Genomic DNA, 17,878 nt, shown 5'->3' with positions numbered 1-17,878 from the left:
GGCGGGGGGGGCCCCCCGCCGAGAACGTCACGCTGGCCCGGCTGCGGAGCAGCGGCCCGTGGCGGGCGCACGAGGGCCTGCTGGCCGCGCCGGAGCCGTACGACACCTGGCGGGAGCTGTGCTGGCGCTTCTTCGCCTTCGCCGGCAAGGACGGCGGCGACGTGGTCTTCGCCGTCTATCTCAGCGGGCGGCGCCCGGTGGTTCGGGCCGCCGTGGTCAGCGCGGAGGGCACGGGATCTCTGCCGTCGTATACGCCGATCTCGGCCTGACGCTAGACAGCCGTAGATTTCGCTCGACGGGCAGCCAGATATGACTCTATTGGGCTATCTAGCTTCCCCACTAGACAGCCCAATAGAGGACTAGGGGTGCCGGCTAGATCGGTTGGGCACGGAGGAACCTCCCGAAATGCGGCACGGTGAACGCGATCTGGCCGCGCTCGGCGCTGTAGATCAGCCCCTTCTTGATCAGACTGTCGCGGGCCGGTGACAGACTGGACGGCTTGCGGCCGAGGGCCTCGGCCACGTCGGAGGTGGCGACCGGCTCGTCGCCGATCTGGGCCATGGCATGCATGTAGTCGCGCTCGGCCGGCGTCGCCCGCTCGTAGCGGCTGCCGAAGAAGCCGACCGCGAGCTCCTCCTCGGCCTCCGGCGCCGACACCTTGACGTCCTCGACCGTGATCGGGCTGCGCGGCGCCAGATCCCACGCCACCTTCCCGTAGGCCTGGACGAAGTAGGGGTAGCCGTCGGCCGCCTCGTAGAGCGCGTCGAGGGCGTCCTGGGTGAACTCCACCTGCTCCTCGCGCGCCGGCAGGATCAGCGCCAGATCGGCCGCCTCCCGGTCGAGCTTGTCGATGCGCGCGTAGCGGAACAGCCGCTCGGAGTAGCTCTTGCTGGCCGACAGCACGCTGGGCAGGTGCGGCAGCCCGGCCCCGACCACGATCAGCGGCCCGCCCGACTGCGACAGCTCGTGGCAGGCGGCGCAGAGCGCGGAGACGTCGGCGGCCTGCACATCCTGCATCTCGTCGATGAACAGCGCGATGCCCACCCCCAGGTCGGTGGCCACGCTCGCCGCGTCGACGAACAGCTCGGTCAGGTCGATCTCCAGGTCTCCCGAGTCGGCTCGGCCGCGGGCGGCCGGCACCTCGATGCCGGGGGACCAGTGCGAGGTGCCCTTGGCCGCGGCGGGATCGCGCATCGCGAACGCCTTGAGCACCGAGAGGAACTCCTCGATGCGCTCCGGCGCCCGATGGCGGGGGGCCAGCTCGCGGATCGCCATGTGCAGGGCGGCGGAGACGGGGCGGCGGATCGACTGGTCGGGACGGGCTTCGATCTTGCCCGTGCCCCACAGTCGCTGCATCGCCATGGACTTGAAGGTGTTGAGCAGGACGGTCTTGCCGACGCCGCGCAGGCCGGTGACGACCATGCTGCGCTCGGGCCGGCCACGGGCCACCCGCTCCAGCACGACCTCGAACTGCTGGAGCTCACGGTCGCGCCCGGCCAGCTCCGGCGGGCGTTGTCCGGCTCCGGGGGCGTAGGGATTGCGCACAGGGTCCACGCTCTCGGACTTTATTGCCGGATATAGCGGCCGTCGTAGATTTGGGCAGAATGCGCTACGGCGTGTCCGGGCAGGGGCGTCCGCCAGCACGGTCATCGGACACACCCCCTCCCACCAGGCCGAACCCGTGTTCGATTCGCTAGCCAGAACTGTAGCGCGCACTCGAACACCCATGCGATGTTTTCGGGTAAAGATCTTTGCAACGTGGCGGCCTCCTCGGGCGTCCCGGTGATGTGGAGTTCGAGGATTTCGTCCGCACCAGGGGCCCGGCCCTGCTCAGGTACGGCTACGTGCTCACCGGCAGCGGCCATGACGCCGCCGACCTGGTGCAGGAGGCGCTGCTCAAGCTCGGCGACAGCTGGGCACGCGTCCGCGACAAGGACAATCCCGAGGCGTACGTCCGCACCGTCATGGCCCGCCAGCACATCAGCTGGTGGCGGAGGCGGCGCAGGGAGCACCTGACGGACGAGCCGCCCGAGGGCTCCTATCTCGACGCCCACCCGTCCGGCGAGCTCTGGAAGACGCTGGCCGCGCTGCCGCGCAGGCAGCGAGCCGTCCTCGTGCTGCGCTACTACGAGGACCTGTCGGACGGGGAGATCGCCGAAGTCCTCGGCATCTCGCGCGGAACCGTACGCAGCCAGGCGTTCCGGGCGCTCGCCACACTCCGCGTCAGGCGCGCGGTGTACGAAAGGGGAGAGGCATGACGACAGAGGACGAGCTGGCCCGCGCGCTCCGGCAGCTGGCCGAGGCGGCACCCGAGATCGACCTGCTCGCCGGAGTGCGCGAACGCAGGCGGCGGCGTACGCGGCGGCGCGCGCAGGCGGTGGCGGTGGCCGCTGTGATCGCGGTGGCCGGCACGAGCACGACGCTCACCCGCGGCGGCGTCCTGGCCACCGGGGGCGGACACGACGCCGCGGCGACCGCCTCCGCCGTCGAGGAGCCCAGGGCCGCCAAGCCGGCCGACACGCCCGCGAGGCCGGTCGACGAGGTCTGGCCCCAGGCGGTCTTCACGATGCCGGCCAGGAACGCCGACGGCTGGAAGTACCGGCCCATCACCGGCATCAGCGCGACGGAGGTGCTGCTCAGCGCCGAGCCGTCGTTCGAGAAGGCGGGCGCCCTGGAGGTCTACGACACCGTCACCCGCAAGGCCCGCGTGGTCACCAGGATGCCGTCCACTCCCGGACTGAAGGAGTACATCCACCAGACGGCGACCACGGACGGGAAGTCCGTCGCCTGGTTCACGTACGGCGAGCGACAGGACGGCTCCATGGTGCGGGAGATCTGGACGGTCCCGCTGTCCGGGGGCGAGCCCAGGCTGCTGGTCACGCTGACCGGCGAGCGGGCGAGGATCGCCACGATCGCGCTGGCGGGGGAGCACGTCGTGTGGTCCGACGAGCGCGCGGTGTGGCGGCTTCCACTGGCCGGGGGAGAGGAGACGAAGCTGGCCGACGGGCTCCACGTCATCGCCTGGCCGTGGGCGGGCGACCTGGCCGAGGGCCCCGGCACCGCCGATGCCAACCAGACCCGGGTCGTCAACCTGGAGACCGGCGAGATCAGGCGGATCGCGGCCGCGCCCGGAGCCGAAGGACTGCGGTGCGGGGTCACCTGGTGTTCCGGACGCCAGAGGCACGCCGGGCTCGTACAGCGGGTCGACGGCTCGGGGCAGGCGGCGTTCCGGGAGGCCATGACGCCGCCGGACGCCTACCCCGTTCTCGACCGGTTCGTCCGGGGACGAGGGGAGGTGTACGACACGGCCACCGGCGTGTCCGCCCGCGTCGACAACCCCGGCACCTGGAGCGGCGTCGGCGTGTCCGCCGAGCCGAGCACGATCCTCTACTGGGGCACGACCAGGAGCGGCAAGCCCCACGAGTACCGGGTGCTCAACTTGGCAGCCGTACCAGCCGCCCAATAGCGTTTCGCCCCATGCGGACCTTCGCGAATGTTCAGGAGCTCAAGGCGGCCGTCGGCGAGACGTTCGGCCCCACCGAGTGGCGCACCGTCACCCAGGAGCAGGTCAATCTCTTCGCCGACGCCACCGACGACCACCAGTGGATCCACGTGGACGTGGAGCGCGCCAAGGAGGGACCCTTCGGCGGCACGATCGCGCACGGCTACCTGAGCCTGTCGCTGCTGCCGTCGTTCATGACGGAGCTCCTGCACGTCGACGGCATCGCGATGGGCGTCAACTTCGGCCTCAACAAGGTCCGCTTCCCCAAGCCGGTCCCGGTCGGCGCGCGCGTCAGGGCCTCCGCCGAGCTGACCGACGTCAAGGGCACGCCCGCCGGCTACCTGTCCAACCTCAAGGTGACGGTCGAGGTCGAGGGCGAGCGCCGTCCCGCCTGCGTCGCCGAGACGCTCAGCCTGTACGTTCCCGCCCAGTAGCGGCATTCTCGCCGCCGCGTGCAACAGAAGCACCGGCTCGCCGGTCCCTGGATTCGTGGACCATACGGCTGATTTCGATGAGTTCGTCCGGGCCAGGGGCGACGCTCTCCTGCGGTACGGCTACGTACTCTCCGGCAACATGGAGGACGCCGCCGACCTCGTCCAGGAGGCGCTGGCGCGGCTGGGCGACGCCTGGCCGCGCGTCCGCAGGAAGGACGACCCCGAGGGCTACGTCCGCACGACCATGGTGCGGCTGCACATCAACGCCTGGCGCCGCCGCCACCGGGAGGACCTGGTGGCGGCGGTGCCCGAGAACGGCAGGTTCGACCGCTACGACGACGCCGACCTGTGGGCCGAGCTGCGGCAGTTGCCCCCTCGGCAGCGGGCCGTCCTCGTGCTGCGCTACTACGAGGACCTCCCCGACGACAGGATCGCCGAGGTGCTCGGCGTCTCCCGCGGAACCGTGCGCAGTCAGGCCGCCCGTGCCCTGGACAAGCTCCGGATCGCAAGAGTGCTGCAGGAGGCGCGATGAGAAGCGAAGAGGACCTGATCCGTACCCTGCGCACGGCCGCCGGCCATGCCGGTTCGGACGGCCTGGCGGGCGCGGTGGCCGCCCGCCGGCGGGTACGCCGCGTCCGGCAACGGATCCAGATGGTGCTGGCGGCCGCCGCTGTGGTCGTCGTCGCAGGTGCCACGGCCGCCGTCCTGTCCCGCGGGGGCGAACAGGTGCGTCCGGCCGTCACCGTCACCGCCGTCCCGGCCACGCCGACCCCGAAGGAGGCGGTTGTGAAGCAGAAGATCCGGCCGGCGGCCGAGGTGTGGCCCGAGGCGGTGTTCACGATGCCGGCCAAGTCCGCCGACGGCTGGAGGTACCGCCCGGTGACCGGCCTGAGCGCGACCGAGGTGCTGCTCAGCGCCGAGTCGTCGTTCGAGAAGGCGGGCCGGCTGGAGGTGTACGACTCGGCCGCCAAGAGCGCGCGCGTGCTCGGCGACGTGCCCGCCCCCGAGGGCGTGAAGGGCTACTTCGTCCAGGACTTCGAGGTCGGGGAGCAGCACATCGCCTGGTACGGGACGACGCCCAACAGTCCCGACAAATGGGCAGATTTCTGGATCATGCCCAGGGCGGGCGGCCAGGCGAAGCGCGTGGGCGAGGTGACGGGCCCCATGTCGGAGGTGGACCGCATCGGCGTCACCGGCGACTCGGTCGTCTGGTCCGTCCACCAGGGCGGCGTCTACCGCATGCCGCTGACCGGCGGCACGCCCGAACGCGTCGCCGATGAGCTTCATCTCATGTCCTGGCCGTTGGCGGCCGGCTACGCCGACCGCGACGAGAACCGCGGGAGGAGGCAGGACCGGGTGGTCGACCTGGAGACCGGGCAGACGGTCACGGTGCCGGCGCCCGCGAAGGTCACGTCCCTGACGTGCGGTCCGGTCTGGTGCTACGGCGCCGCCGGCGACCGGACGATCGTCCAGCGGCACGACGGATCCGACCGCAAGGACCTGCCGGCGGAGGTCCGCATGCACGGTATGACCGAGCTCCTCGGTGACCGCTTCGCGCTGCTCACCGCATACCGGAGCGGTGATCCGGCCAAGGAGTACGTCCCGCTGGCGGCCACCTACGACCCGGTCACCGGACTGATGGGCGGCATGAGCAGGATGCCGTCCGACGGCGGAGGGGCCGGCTTCGGCCGGGGCATCTCCTCCTCGCCCAGCACGATCGTCTACTGGGACGAGGACGTGCGGTCGTCCCAGGTGTGCACCACCAAGGGAGGCGCGAAAGTGTGCGAGGCGAAGGAACTGGGCGGCGGCAAGGAGTTCACCGTCGTGAACCTGGCGGCCGTCACAGCAGGGGACTGACGATCGCCGCCAGGGCCACCACGGCCAGCAACCCCAGGTAGGCCAGCACCAGCCGGGTGTCCCGGAGCAGACACTTGCTCCGGGACAGCCCGGCCCGCCGCGCCTTCCAGTAGCCGGCGAACCCCAGCGCCGCGAACCCCAGCACCGCCCACGGCCCGAACAGCCAGGCCAGCAGCGCCACGGTCGCGTACACGCACAACCGCAGCGGATCGTACGGCCCGGCCTCCCGCGGCGCGCTCACGGCAGGACCTCCAGCGCCACCAGAACCCGAGGCGCGCTCACGGCAGGACCTCCAGCGGCACCCGCACCCGAGGCGCGCTCACGGCAGGACCTCCAGCGGCACCCGGACCCGCGGCTGGGAGGCCACCGCCGACAACCGCTGCGCGGAGAGCTGCGGCCAGGCCTGCACCGCGCAGAACGGCGCGCACTGGTCCTGCTCGGCACGCGTCCCCACGTGCACGCAGCACTGCGTCAGCCGCTCCTCGATCATCGTCGAGACGTCCATGAACGGCTTGACCGTGATCCGCACGACCCGCTCGCCGAGCATCCTGCGCAGCTTGCGACGCCGGCCGGGCAGCGCCGACGACGCCAGCGTGAGCAGGGTGGACACGCCGAGGTCGCAGTTCTCGCAGATGTCGCGCCACAGGTCGCCGATCTGCGGGTGCGACAGCGACGACTGCTCCGACAGCAGCCCCAGCAGCGACTCCTGAACGGCCAGCCGCAGCTCGCGCGGGATCTCGCTGTCGGCGATGCGGTTGGAGACCAGGCCGAGGTTCGCCTTGAGCCGGTCGTGGCCCATCAGCGCGACCAGCGAACGCCACTGCCCCGCGTCGTCCCGGATCAGGTAGCCGACCGAGCAGCAGTGGGGGTGCGAGCACGGCAGCGCGGTGAGGTCACGCCAGGTCACCAGGCCGCCGGTCTGCGGCCCGAGCCGCCGGAGCACCCCGGTGTGGGTGAGCCGGTCCAGCGGGTCGATCACGCCGCTCCGGCCGGAGCCGAACTGCGGCTGCAGCGACACGCCGCCCACGTACGGCGTGTCGAGGGCGAGCCGGACCACGTCGCCGATCTCGCCGTCGTTGACGCCGAGCGCCGCCGTCATCACCAGCGTCGTGAAGATCTCCCGTTCCGACAGCCGCCGTACGGCCTGCGCCTTGAGCCGCCGCAGGTCGCCGCCGCGGTGGTGCCGGGACGCCTCCGCCGAGCTCCCGTCGTACTGCAGGTAGACCTCGACCCGCTCCCGGTGCTCGGTGAGCAGGTCGAGCAGGTCGTCGTCGCGGGCGACGAGCACGCCGTTCGTGTTGATCAGGATGCGCGTCACCGGTCGCCGGACCAGCTCGCCCAGCAGCAGCGGGAGCTCCGGGTGCAGGGTCGGCTCGCCGCCGCTCAGCATGAGCACGTCCAGCTTGCCGTTCTCGCGGGCCAGCCGCTGGTCGACGTTCGCCAGCACCTCGGCGACGGGCACCACGCCGCTCAGGTCCGGTGAGCTGCCGGCGAAACAGGTCGGGCAGCGCAGGTTGCACGCCTCGACGATGTCCTCCAGCAGGATGCAGGTGTGCTGCGTCTGCATCTCCGGAAGCCCCCGCAGGTACGCGGCGGGCACCGGATCGAAGTTGCCCGCCAGGTCCGGGAGGTGCTGCTTCGTGGGAGCGGTCCATTCCTCCAGGTACGCGAGGATCTCCGGGTCCTCGTCGTACAGCGTCCGCACCAGCCCGTGCTCGCGGCACCCGCGCTCCAGCCACACCCTGCCGTCCCGGACCGCCAGGTAGCCGCTCAGCCGCTCCACCCGGTCCAGGTCACGTCCGTGGCAGTGCGGGCAGAACGCGTTGACGTACCTGAGGATGCGGTCGCCCCTCAGCCCCATTCCCGTGCTCATACCGCGACCTTCCGCCCCAACAGGGCATCGTAGTAACCGCGCCGCCACCCGTAGGCGACCCTGATCCCGAGCAGCAGCATCCCCGGGATGAGGAACCACTGCGGCCGGGTCAGATCCAGCCACACCGTCTCGTTCGCCCGGACGAACTCCACCACGAACCTGAACACCGCATAACCCGCCAGGTAGAGCGTGAACAGCTCGCCCGGCCGGGTCAGCCGCCCCCGCGCCCACACCAGGACGCCGAACGCCACCAGGTGGAACACGATCTCGTACACGAAGGACGGATGCATGGCCTGCCCCGCCAGACAGCCCGGACACTCCGGCGTCGTCGCGGGCGCGTGCACCCCCCAGGGCAGGCCCGTCGGCCGGCCCGGCGCCTCCGTCAGGTGGCACCCGATCCGCCCGACCGCCATCCCCAGCGCCACCGCCGGCGCGAACAGGTCGCCCGTCCGCTCGCGATAGCCGATGATCCGCTTGGCCGCCAGCACGCCGACGTACGCCCCGGTCAGGCCGCCCAGGATGCTCCGCGAGCCGTACAGCCACAGCTCCGACAGCTCCAGCGTCTCCAGCCAGCCCGCCAGCCGCATCCCGATCGCCCCGCCCACCAGAGCCCCGGTGACGGCGACCAGCGACTGCTCGTTCAGCGCCCCACGCCGCCGCGCCTCCCGGACGAACACCACGGCCGCCACGAACACCCCGAGGCCGACGAAGATCTCATGCAGCGGCATGTCAGCCGTACAGCGCCGGATTGAGACCCGTGCACCAACCGGCCGTCACGATGGACCACAACGCCCAGCCGAGCATCAGCCCGAGCCCGGAGCCGGTCGCCCACGGCCGCCGTACGAACAGCAACCCCGCACCGCCCCCCAGCCCGGCCAGCGCCAGCAGCACGGCCCCGGCCGCCACGATCCCGCTGCCGGAACCGCCGTCGGTGCTCGCGCCCATGGCGGCGGCGAACACGACGAAACCGAAGACGGCGTTGACGATGCTGTACACGGTGACCCCGACGAGGGCGAACGCCACGACGATCCCGCCGGATCCGCCGGACGCAGGCGGCGGAGGCGACTGCCACCCCCCGTACGGCGGCGTCCCCTGCGGTGGCGGCCCTTGCGGCGGCACCCTGCCAGGCGGCGTCCCCTGCGGTGGCGGCCCTTGCGGCGGCATCCTGCCAGGTGGCGCCCCCTGCGGCGGCGGCCCTTGCGGCGGCATCCCACCCGGCGGCATCCCCTGCGATGGCGGCCCCTGCGGCGGCATCCCTTGCGATGGCATGCCGTGTGGCGGCGCACCGCCCTGGGAAGGCCGGGAGGGAGGAGGCGGCCCACCGGCGATCGGCGGCCCGGTGGGAGGCGGCGGTCCACTCGGCCCGTGCGCAGGACCCTGCCCAGGCGGCACCCAGCCCTGCCCCGCGGCCTCGCCCCTACCTTCCGGTGACTCCGGTGGTGGTGTGTTCATCACCCGACCCCCCCAATCCCCAGCAAGCGTAGGGGCTGACGACCGCTTTGTATGTACCGATGTGTCCCACCCCCGGGAACACCGCCAGCCTGCCCGGTTCGGGTCAACCCGGACGATCACCCGCCGCCCCACCAGGGGCCATCCACCCTCACCCCCGCATGCCCTACACCCCGTCCGTCGAGCAGTAGTCCGAGTAGTAGATCGCCGCCTGCACCCGGCTCTTCAGCCCCAGCTTGTTCAGCACCCGGCTGACGTGTGTCTTCGTGGTGGCCTCCGCCATGTCGAGCTCCTTGGCGATCTCCGCGTTCGACAGGCCGCGCCCGATGCACGCCAGCACCTCCCGTTCGCGTGGCGTCAACCCCGCGGCCCCCGCCCCCGACGACTCCCGCCGCAACGGCTGCTCGGCGAAGGCGGAGATCAACCTTCGCGTCACCGCGGGAGAGATCAGCCCGTCCCCTCTGGCGACGACCCGCACCGCCTCCACCAGCCCGTCGGCATCGGTGTTCTTCAACAGGAACCCGGCGGCACCGGCCCGCAACGCGCCGAACACGTACTCGTCCACGTCGAACGTCGTCAGGATCAGCACGTCGGTCACCCCGGCGAGCTCACGGGTCGCGGCGATCCCGTCCAGCCGAGGCATCCGAACATCCATCAGCACCACGTCAGGCCGCAGCTGGCGAGCCAGCGCCACCGCCTGCTCGCCGTCGGCCACCTCGCCGACCACCTCGATGTCGTCGGCCCCGTCCAGGATCATCACGATCCCCGCGCGCACCGCCGCGTGATCGTCGGCGACCAGCACCCGGATCATCAGCTCACACCTCCCTGCCATCCGTGGGCAGCACGGCCCTCACCCGCCATCCACCCGCCTGCGCCGGCCCGGCTTCGAACGACCCGCCCACCAGCGCGGCCCGCTCCCGCATCCCGATCAGCCCGACCCCCGCCCCGTCCAGCCGAGCCCGATGGCCGTTCGTCGGATTGTCGACGGTCATCGTCACCCGCTCCGGCTCGTACGCGATGGCGACGGTCACGGCCTGGACCCCGTGCTTCAGGGCGTTGGTCAGTGCCTCCTGCAGAATGCGATAGGCCGCCAGATCCACCGGCGCCGGCAACTCCCGAATCTCTCCCTCGACGCGCATCGTGGCCGCCAGCCCGGCCGCGCGCGAGCGTTCGACCAGACTCTCCGCATCGGCCAGCCGCCGCCGCATGGCCTCGGCGGTCTCGTCACCCTCCTGGCGCAACAGCCCGATCATCGACCGCATCTCGGCCATCCCCTGAACGCTGTTCTCCCGTACGGACTCCATGACCCGCCGAACCGTCCGCTCGTCGAGATCCTTACGGGAGAGCGCGGCCGTCGACTGGATGGCGATGGCACTGAAGTGATTGGCGATCACGTCATGCAGCTCGCGCGCCATCCGCCGCCGCTCGGCCGCGATCGCCGCCTCCCGGTCGAGCTCCGCCAGCCGCGCCACCTGCTCCGCCCGGGCTCGCTCGGCCGCCGCCTGATCGCGCTGCTGACGCAGCACCATCGCCGTCGTCACCGGTGTCACCAGCACCAGCGCCGCCTGAATGCCGAAGATCGGCAGCAGCTTCCAGTCCTTGGCCAGGGACCCCGCCACCGCCCCGGCCACCACCGCCAGCCCGCTGGCCGCCCCCAGCAGCCACCGCGAGAACCTCGCCGGCCCGTACAACGCCGCCGCGTACACGTTGTCCGTGAACACCAGCACGGTCGGCAACGACGGCCCCACCACCAGATCCATCGACATGCCCACCACACCGAGCCCCAACGACAGGAGCGGAGCCCGATACCGCACGACGACCCCCAGACAGGTGAGGGCCAGCGGGACCACCAACACCCATTCGGGCACGCCACGTCGCGTGTAGGCCCCTCCCAGGATCAGGAGCAGCCCCACCGCGAAGACCAGCGCCGCCCAGTGCGCCGCGCGTTTCATGCCCCCATCCCACCACCGCCCGCGAGTCCCGCCATCCTCCAGCCGACTGCCTGTGGATACACCCTTCGATGTATCCACAGGATCGTTTCCGCCGACGATGTCCGGACTGTTCCACCCCTAGACGATTAACGGGTGATTGTCGCCATCCTCATCGGCTGTGAGATCGGCTTCTGGGTCCTCCTGGCGCTGGGCTTCGCCTCCCGCTACCTGTGGAACCTCCGCAAGCTGAGCACGATCCTCCTCCTCGGCGTGCCGCTGCTCGACGTGATCCTCCTGGCCGCCGCGGTGGTCGACATGCGCGGCGGCGCCACCGCCGACCTCCGGCACGGCCTCGCCGCCGCCTACCTCGCCTACAGCGTCGTCTTCGGCCACCGCACCATCCGCTGGGCCGACGCCAAGTTCCGTCACCGCTTCGCCGGCGGCCCCCCACCCCCCAAACCGCCCGCCGGAGCCGCGGCACGCGCCCGCCACGAGTGGGCCTTCTGGCTCCACATCGCCCTCGCCTACGCCCTGACCTGGGCCATCGTCTTCGCTCTCACCTGGCTCGTGAACAACCCCACCCGCACAGAACCCCTGTTCGCCTTCACATCCGGCCTCCTCAAAGTCCCCCTGATCGCCCTGATCTGGCCGGTCAGCTACACCTTCTGGCCCAGCAGGACAGACACGTCACGAACCTGATCGCCATATCTGGTTCGAGTCACTGCCGAAGACCCGCTATGCTTGCTTACGCAGCGAGCGGCCGTAGCTCAATGGATAGAGCATCTGACTACGGATCAGAAGGTTAGGGGTTCGAGTCCTCTCGGCCGCGCTCACTCGAAAGGCCCGCTACCAGGGAAAACCTGGAGCGGGCCTTCGCGTTTGTCAGGACAATCTCGGGATCTTGCTAACACCGCTGCCAGCAGCGTGGCTCCCGGGTGGCTCCCACTGCTCACCGCTCGCCTGAGCGAAGATGTCCGCCGCCCGACGCTTCAGCGGCCCGGACCACGTGAGCGTAGACGCGCAGGGTGATCGACGGATCTGCATGACCGAGGCGAGCGGCGACGACGCGCACCGGCACGCCGGCGAGCAGGAGCGTGGTTGCGTGGATGTGGCGGAGGTCGTGCAGCCGGGCAATGTGGCAGCGGTGCGTCCGGGTGGTCCTTTTGTAGCGCTTGATCAGGATGGGGACGAGCGAGCTGACGGCGTCCGGGGCCTACTCTGGCGAGTTGTTCCCACAGGGATCAAGTGGCGGCGCCGCACGCCGCCGACGGCCCTCCGCCGCCCGCCGCCCGGGCGTGCGGCCTGAAAGTCCGGTCCCGAGCGGCAGCTGCCAGGGCCTGGCATGGTCGACTACGCCGCCGCAACCTGCAGCTCAGGCGAGGTCCGTCAACAGCTTGGAGTACAGGTACATGTCGCGGTGCTCACCGCCGATGTCCTGCCAACTGCGAAGCAGGCCCTCACGGACGAACCCGGCTCCCTCGGCGGCCTTCCACGACGACACGTTCCACGGCTCCACATGCAACTCCAACCGCGGAATCCCCAGCCGCTCCAAACCCCACGACGAGACCGCACACAACGCCGCGCGAGCGACGCCCCGGCCTCGGGCCGACCCTGCCACCCAGTAACCCACCGAAGCCCGCCCATGCGGACCCGGCCACAGCCCGATCTGCCCCACGGCGCGATCAGCGCCGACATCCGCGATAGCGAACGAGTACCCAGCCCTCTCAACGGCCCTGCTCCACTGCCGGCGGATGAAGGCCGCACCCTCCACGTCCGAGTAATTCGACGGCACGCTGGTGATCAGGCAAATGTAGGGGTCCTCAGCGGCCTCCTTCACCACCGCGACATCATCGAGCCGCCACGGACGAAGCAAGAACCTCTCACCAGCCGGAAGTTCCGAACCATGAGCGGGCTGTCCATCCCTCCATCATTCCAGCGAAAACGATCAGGTCCGCAGACGTAAGCCATCGGCAGGGGCACTCCGGCTCCCCACCTTGTCCCCATGGCCCTGGCCCGCTTCCATGAGCAGGCGGGCAGGGTGTGCGTGTCGCGCGAGAAACGCCACGTCGCAGGCTGATCGTCGGGCCATCGACCAGGGTGATGAGGGGGTGACACCGCCCGCGTGGCGAACTCCCCATTCCTCCAGGAGGGAGGTGCCGAGGGCGACGTGGTTCGCTTCGTCACCGACGACGACGGACTTCACTGACCCTGTGAGCGGCTGGAAGCGTCCGGCAATTGCACGATCCGGGTCCTGCCTGTTCCCGATGGGCCGCTCGGCCGCAGCGCGCACGCCGTGCACGAGCGGTTGGCACCGTTCGGCCTGGGCGGAGAATCCTTCAGCCCGGAGCTCCCTCTGATCGCCTTCACCGTGCCGGCCGACGCGGACCTCAGGCAGATGAAGACGCTGCTGACGCGCGGTCAAATGGACGGCTGGTGGCACTTCGAGGAGCCCTGCGTCACCGACGCGTGGAGAAACGCTTGACGATCGGTTCGGTCACGGACGCGGAAGCCGGCAGCCTGCTCAGGTGCCGCCGAGGCCCTCTCTGAGACGGGTGAACCCACTCTTGCAGGGAAGTGCTGCTCAAGCCGCTCCTGCTGATCTCCAGCATCCCCTCTTTTGCCAAAGGGAGGAGAGCGGCGTCCTGAACGGCTTTGTGATCCTCGGGTGCGGGACAGATCAGGACGGCGAGGATCCGGCACGTTCGTTGCAACTCCTCGATCCCGGTCGTGTGAATCATGCCTAATCGCTGTCCGGAGCGAGAACGCGTAGACCCTGCTTGTAGTGTCGATCCCATGCCTGATGTGATCACCGTCCGTCCCGCGGAACCCGGTGACGGGGACATCCTCGGTGAGATCCACGCCCCGTCCTGGGGTGTCTCCCACGGCCCGTTCTGCACGCCGAAGGTCGCCGCGGCCGGTATCGAGGAACGGCGCACCAAGTGGCACGGCACTCTGGCCGAGGGCGGGGAGGGGATCCTGCTGGCGCACTTGAACGAGCGGCCGGGGGCCTTCGCCCGGTTCGGCACCTCCACTTCCCGCCCCGGCCTGGCGGAGATCCACACCTTCTTCGCCCATCCGGACGTCTGGGGCAGCGGCATCTCGATGGTCCTGCTGGCGGCCGTGTTGGACCGGATGCGAGACGCCGGATACGACGACGTGCATCTGTGGACGCTCCGGGACTCCGCCCAAGCGCGCCGCTTCTACGCCAAGAACGGCTTCGCCGAGACCGGCAGGACCCACGACCACGACTTCGGCGACGGCCCCCCACTGGCCCTGGTCGAGTTGGAACGAGCCGTGCCGGGCCTCGCAGGCGGCTCTGGCAGGGCTTCCCACTGAGCTGAGTAACGCACCAACTGGATGATCACGCATGTCCTGAGCACGATGCGCACGTCATGAGACCCCGCCAAGCGATGATCACCAGTGTCAGGTCTCAGAACCCGTGCGGCAGATCCGGCCGGGGGGTGGGTGACACTCCGGCTGGATGATCTGTCGGTTTTCTGGTGCCCAGCTGAGCGGGAGTCTGTGCCGCGACGTGCAGCGGCTTGTCGAAGGTATCTCGCGTGGTATCGGATGTCTCGCAGTTCACGTTGGTCCAGCCTCGGGCACGCCCGCGTCCCCACACGCGGGCTCACCTCGGCCACCGTCCACCCTCTCTGGCCACGGCGCCCGCCACCCGACCAGAACGATCGCTCCGCCTGAGAACGGACGGTCGTGCTGGCCGCGGGGAGTCATCTCCGCATGAAAGGGACGTCGTAGGCAGGCGGTTGGCCGGCCATCAACTCGGTCAGGTCCCCATCGGTGAGTGCAAGTTCGAAGGCGTTGCCTGCTTGCTGCGGATCCCAGCCGCGACTGAGCGCCGTCCGTATGGTCGCCGTCACGAGCGCCGGCCGTACGGCCATCGTCCGCTCTCCCCACCACGCGTCGGGCCGTGAGCAGGAAAGCGATACCAGGAGGACGCGACCAGACGCGTCGGCCAGTTCCGCCGCGAAGGTCATCGGACCCCAGCTGTTCCCCTGGCAATACGTGGGCTTACGACGGACACGCCAGCGAAACAGGGTGCCGTCGACGGTGATGAACCGCGAGCCCTTCTTAGGGATCGCCATGAGTGATCTCCTGTCCTGTGGGACGGCGAGAACAGCGAGAAGTGACGAGAGCCAGCCGCAACAGTAACCGGTGGCAATGCCCTGATCGACAGGATTTCGCAGGCCGGTGCCAGGGCATCGGAGACCACCCAGTGCTACGAGGGCACCCCTGCTGCTCTTGGCTGAAGACGATGCGGGGATGTCGCTGGCATTCGCTTGGATGAGGCTCATGACTGCTTTCGAGGTGGCCCGGCTACTGCCTGATATCCCGATGCTGCGCGATCTGTGCCGGTCCATGGCGGTACTGGAGGCCATCATGAGCCCCGAATGGTTCAGCCGCTACCACTCCTTCGACGCGGGCTGGAGCACTGGAGAGGAGATGGCCTCGATGCGCAACGGCTCGGGAGACGAATACTCCATCGTCTTCTCCGGGGCGGGTACGTACATCCGGGGCTTCGCCCACGAGTCAGTGATGAGTCCGTACGGCAACGACGGGCCGTGGCCGGGGGTGCTCGACTCCGTCCCCAAGGTCTTCCGCCATGGTGTGGAGGAGCCGGCGTTCTGCGACGAGGACGGAATGCCGGTCGTGACCGCCTGCCTGTGGCGTGAGGTCGGCGATGGTCGTTGGCGAGTGGGTGAGATCGACTACCCGGACGGCGTGAACGATCCCGATGGGGCGTTGTACCTGTTCGAGCGACTCGTCGATCGGTCTCCGGAGGCGTTCCAACGGTTCGCGGAGGACTACTACGAGGTGCCCGTGGATCTCGATGCGCTGCGACACGTCTATGCCCTCCGTCCACTGACGCAGGCGGTCGTCACCGCGCTCAATGCTGATCTTGCAGTCGAGGACCTCGCCGACGATCTCGCGGCAGCCCGGTATCCGTTCCTTGCCGGCTGACCAGCTGGAAGACCATGGAAAGACTACCGGCCCGTCTCAAGCGCTCTCTCACCTGGGATCGGGGCAGCGAGATGGGCCGGTACTGTCAGTTGCGATCGGGAGGCTGCGCAGTGTCAGCGTGGTCGGCGGAGGCAGCGGTTTGTTGGCCGTGTCGGTCCGGAACGACTGGAGCAGATAGGCCACCAGGCGCTGGGACGCTGCACCATCATCCGGTAGGGCGGTCACCAGACCGCAGTGTGCCAACAGGACCACGGCGAGGTCGGAAGGGTGAAAATCGGCCCGCAGCGCGCCCGACGCCTGGGCCCTGCGTACCAGGGTCGTGAGGTCCCGCTCGGCTCGTTGCCGGGACTGCGCGTGTTCCGACGTGCTTTCCGGGAAGGCCGCGACGAATGCAGCTGGGAACCCGCGTTCCTCCCGTTGCAGAGCGCAGACCGTCTCAACCAGCTGCTGGAAGCCCTGCCACGGGTCAGGGGCGGCCAGAGCCTCGGTGAGCGCCCGCGCGCAGGTCTCCATCTGCTGCGCGAACGCACCCCGCACCAGAGCGTCCCGGGTCGGGAAATGCCGGTACAGCGTCGCCACGCCGACCCCTGCACGACGGGCCACAGTCGCCATCGGGGCGTCGATCCCATGCTCCGCGAAGACCGCACGGGCGGCGACGAGGATGCGCTCCCGGTTGCGCCGGGCGTCCGCCCGCACCCCGTCCCGGGCTGTGATCCGAGAGGATTCCGCTGTCACTGTCTCTCACTTCCGGCCCAAACGGACGATTGCGTCCGCTTAAGAGCTTACGGTCGATGCCAGACCCCTGTACGGCCCTCGGCGGCAAAGGCGGAACGATGAACGACCGCATGATGAAGGCAGTGCTCTACGACCGCTACGGCGGCCCCGATGTGCTCTACGCGGGCCGCGTGCCACGCCCCGAGCCGGCCCACGGCGAGGTCCTTGTGCAGGTGCGCGCGTTCAGCGTCAACGGCGGCGAACTGGCAGCCCGTGCCGGCCGTCTCCGCCTCCTGACCGGCCGGAAATTCCCCAAGCGCGTCGGCTTGGACTTCACCGGCGAGGTCGCCACGCTGGGTGCCGGAGTCACACGGTTCGCGGCCGGCGACCGCGTATGGGGGGTCTTGGGCCGCACCTCCGGGTTCGGCAGCGCCGCCGAGTACGTGACCGTGCCCGCCGAGCAGGTCGGCCGACTCCCCGACGGCCTTGACCTGGTGGACGCCGCCGCGCTGCCGGTGGCCACCACGGCCATCACCGCGCTGCGGGACAAAGCCGGGCTGCGCCCCGGCGAACGACTCCTCGTCCGGGGCGCGGCGGGCGGTGTCGGCAACGCCGCCGTCCAGCTCGGACGGGCGTACGGCGCCGAGGTCACGGCCCTCGCCCGCGCAGCCAACCTCGACTTCGTCCGCGGGCTCGGCGCGCACAAGGCTGTCGACCACCGGACTGTGCGGCCGGCGGAACTGGGCCGCTTCGACGTGGTCCTGGACACCGTGGGGACCGACCTGCGGGCCTTCCGGCGCCTACTGAATTCCGGCGGGCGCATGGTCACCATCGCCTTTGACCTGAAACGGCCCGCTGCGTCGCTCGGGTACCTCGCGGTCAGCACGGTCCACGGACACGGCCGGGTGCGCTTCTTCAGCGGCAACCCCACGCGGGCGGACTTCGACGACCTCGCCCGCCATGTGGTCGAGGGCAAGCTGAGCCCCGCGGTGGACACGGTCTTCCCCCTGGAGGAGACAGCAGCGGCGCACCGGGCGCTGGAGGCGGGCGGCGTCCAGGGCAAGTACGTGGTCAGGGTCGCGTAGCACCCCTGTGAAGGTGCTGATCACAGCCACTCGTTGATGGCAGCGATGAGGAC

General features: G+C 70.1%; 21 protein-coding genes, 1 tRNA gene and 1 pseudogene. 12 read left to right on the top strand and 11 right to left on the bottom strand.

Translation table 11 applies throughout. The annotated features are described in order from the left end of the window. Positions 1-269, top strand: a pseudogene (locus CXR44_RS41325) (MauE/DoxX family redox-associated membrane protein); the annotation flags it as partial. Between the two features lie 103 nt (positions 270-372). Here the strand turns inward: CXR44_RS41325 and CXR44_RS32600 are convergent. Next, complete coding sequence (locus CXR44_RS32600; protein ID WP_101789998.1) at positions 373-1,554, bottom strand: ATP-binding protein; 1,182 nt, start codon at positions 1,552-1,554, stop codon at positions 373-375. Positions 1,555-1,787: 233 nt separating this feature from the next. Here CXR44_RS32600 and CXR44_RS32595 point away from each other — a divergent pair, with 233 nt between their 5' ends. The 5 genes from CXR44_RS32595 to CXR44_RS32575 are packed head-to-tail and all read left to right on the top strand — an operon-like array spanning position 1,788 to position 5,793. After that, on the top strand, positions 1,788-2,258 hold the full coding sequence (locus tag CXR44_RS32595; RefSeq protein ID WP_245899676.1) for a SigE family RNA polymerase sigma factor: 471 nt from the start codon (positions 1,788-1,790) through the stop codon (positions 2,256-2,258). Next, positions 2,255-3,466 (top strand): TolB family protein, encoded by a 1,212-nt coding sequence (locus CXR44_RS32590; protein ID WP_101789996.1) that lies wholly within the window; start codon positions 2,255-2,257, stop codon positions 3,464-3,466. Before CXR44_RS32595 ends, CXR44_RS32590 begins: the two co-directional genes overlap by 4 nt. Before the next feature lie 11 nt (positions 3,467-3,477). Beyond that, positions 3,478-3,936, top strand: coding sequence for a MaoC family dehydratase (locus tag CXR44_RS32585; RefSeq protein WP_101789995.1), 459 nt, complete (start codon positions 3,478-3,480; stop codon positions 3,934-3,936). Between the two features lie 55 nt (positions 3,937-3,991). Beyond that, positions 3,992-4,468 carry a SigE family RNA polymerase sigma factor gene (locus CXR44_RS32580; protein WP_101789994.1) on the top strand — a complete coding sequence of 159 codons (477 nt, stop codon included), beginning with the start codon at positions 3,992-3,994 and terminating at the stop codon, positions 4,466-4,468. Further along, the gene (locus CXR44_RS32575) at positions 4,465-5,793 is read left to right on the top strand and encodes a TolB-like translocation protein (protein WP_101789993.1); all 1,329 of its coding nucleotides are present in this window, start codon (positions 4,465-4,467) and stop codon (positions 5,791-5,793) included. The genes CXR44_RS32580 and CXR44_RS32575 overlap by 4 nt, the downstream gene beginning before the upstream one ends. On the opposite strand, the gene CXR44_RS32570 is transcribed toward CXR44_RS32575, so the two are convergent. The 6 genes from CXR44_RS32570 to CXR44_RS32545 all read right to left on the bottom strand — a co-directional run bounded on the left by CXR44_RS32570 (position 5,777) and on the right by CXR44_RS32545 (position 11,067). Continuing rightward, entirely contained in the window at positions 5,777-6,034 is a 258-nt protein-coding gene (locus tag CXR44_RS32570; protein WP_101789992.1) for a hypothetical protein, read from the bottom strand. The two genes, CXR44_RS32575 and CXR44_RS32570, sit on opposite strands and share 17 nt — an antisense overlap. A 78-nt stretch (positions 6,035-6,112) precedes the next feature. After that, positions 6,113-7,666: a radical SAM protein gene (locus CXR44_RS32565; RefSeq protein WP_101789991.1), complete on the bottom strand. Its 1,554-nt coding sequence runs from the start codon at positions 7,664-7,666 to the stop codon at positions 6,113-6,115. After that, entirely contained in the window at positions 7,663-8,394 is a 732-nt protein-coding gene (locus CXR44_RS32560) for a prolipoprotein diacylglyceryl transferase (protein WP_101789990.1), read from the bottom strand. Before CXR44_RS32560 ends, CXR44_RS32565 begins: the two co-directional genes overlap by 4 nt. A gap of 1 nt (position 8,395) precedes the next feature. Next, the gene (locus CXR44_RS32555) at positions 8,396-8,689 is read right to left on the bottom strand and encodes a hypothetical protein (protein WP_101789989.1); all 294 of its coding nucleotides are present in this window, start codon (positions 8,687-8,689) and stop codon (positions 8,396-8,398) included. A gap of 592 nt (positions 8,690-9,281) precedes the next feature. Then, a complete protein-coding gene (locus CXR44_RS32550) occupies positions 9,282-9,926 on the bottom strand; it encodes a response regulator (RefSeq protein WP_101789988.1) in 645 nt (214 codons plus the stop codon). A gap of 4 nt (positions 9,927-9,930) precedes the next feature. Continuing rightward, positions 9,931-11,067: a histidine kinase gene (locus tag CXR44_RS32545; protein WP_245899673.1), complete on the bottom strand. Its 1,137-nt coding sequence runs from the start codon at positions 11,065-11,067 to the stop codon at positions 9,931-9,933. A gap of 132 nt (positions 11,068-11,199) precedes the next feature. Between CXR44_RS32545 and CXR44_RS32540 the strand changes: the two genes are divergently transcribed. Further along, a complete protein-coding gene (locus tag CXR44_RS32540; RefSeq protein ID WP_101789987.1) occupies positions 11,200-11,745 on the top strand; it encodes a hypothetical protein in 546 nt (181 codons plus the stop codon). A gap of 57 nt (positions 11,746-11,802) precedes the next feature. After that, positions 11,803-11,875: transfer RNA gene (locus CXR44_RS32535), tRNA-Arg, on the top strand. Between the two features lie 120 nt (positions 11,876-11,995). Here the strand turns inward: CXR44_RS32535 and CXR44_RS41320 are convergent. Together CXR44_RS41320 and CXR44_RS32525 are read right to left on the bottom strand one after the other, a co-directional pair. Beyond that, entirely contained in the window at positions 11,996-12,124 is a 129-nt protein-coding gene (locus CXR44_RS41320; RefSeq protein WP_245899671.1) for an integrase, read from the bottom strand. Positions 12,125-12,418: 294 nt separating this feature from the next. Then, a complete protein-coding gene (locus CXR44_RS32525) occupies positions 12,419-12,919 on the bottom strand; it encodes a GNAT family N-acetyltransferase (protein WP_101789985.1) in 501 nt (166 codons plus the stop codon). A gap of 345 nt (positions 12,920-13,264) precedes the next feature. On the opposite strand from CXR44_RS32525, the gene CXR44_RS41315 reads away from it, so the two are divergent. Beyond that, complete coding sequence (locus tag CXR44_RS41315) at positions 13,265-13,528, top strand: DUF4265 domain-containing protein (RefSeq protein ID WP_281260312.1); 264 nt, start codon at positions 13,265-13,267, stop codon at positions 13,526-13,528. Between the two features lie 311 nt (positions 13,529-13,839). Next, complete coding sequence (locus CXR44_RS32510; protein WP_219602099.1) at positions 13,840-14,382, top strand: GNAT family N-acetyltransferase; 543 nt, start codon at positions 13,840-13,842, stop codon at positions 14,380-14,382. Positions 14,383-14,774: 392 nt separating this feature from the next. Here CXR44_RS32510 and CXR44_RS32505 read toward each other — a convergent pair whose 3' ends face one another. Continuing rightward, positions 14,775-15,149: a hypothetical protein gene (locus CXR44_RS32505; protein WP_219602097.1), complete on the bottom strand. Its 375-nt coding sequence runs from the start codon at positions 15,147-15,149 to the stop codon at positions 14,775-14,777. 208 nt (positions 15,150-15,357) lie between these two features. Here CXR44_RS32505 and CXR44_RS32500 point away from each other — a divergent pair, with 208 nt between their 5' ends. Further along, positions 15,358-16,026 (top strand): hypothetical protein, encoded by a 669-nt coding sequence (locus CXR44_RS32500; RefSeq protein ID WP_101790024.1) that lies wholly within the window; start codon positions 15,358-15,360, stop codon positions 16,024-16,026. 48 nt (positions 16,027-16,074) lie between these two features. Here CXR44_RS32500 and CXR44_RS32495 read toward each other — a convergent pair whose 3' ends face one another. Next, positions 16,075-16,722 carry a TetR/AcrR family transcriptional regulator gene (locus CXR44_RS32495; protein ID WP_219602102.1) on the bottom strand — a complete coding sequence of 216 codons (648 nt, stop codon included), beginning with the start codon at positions 16,720-16,722 and terminating at the stop codon, positions 16,075-16,077. A gap of 137 nt (positions 16,723-16,859) precedes the next feature. Between CXR44_RS32495 and CXR44_RS32490 the strand changes: the two genes are divergently transcribed. Continuing rightward, positions 16,860-17,825 carry an NAD(P)-dependent alcohol dehydrogenase gene (locus CXR44_RS32490; RefSeq protein WP_101789981.1) on the top strand — a complete coding sequence of 322 codons (966 nt, stop codon included), beginning with the start codon at positions 16,860-16,862 and terminating at the stop codon, positions 17,823-17,825. Positions 17,826-17,878 lie beyond the last annotated feature (53 nt).

Source organism: Nonomuraea indica (assembly GCF_002850745.1).
Taxonomy (GTDB): Bacteria; Actinomycetota; Actinomycetes; order Streptosporangiales; family Streptosporangiaceae; genus Nonomuraea; species Nonomuraea indica.
This window is presented reverse-complemented; position numbering and strand designations above follow the sequence as displayed.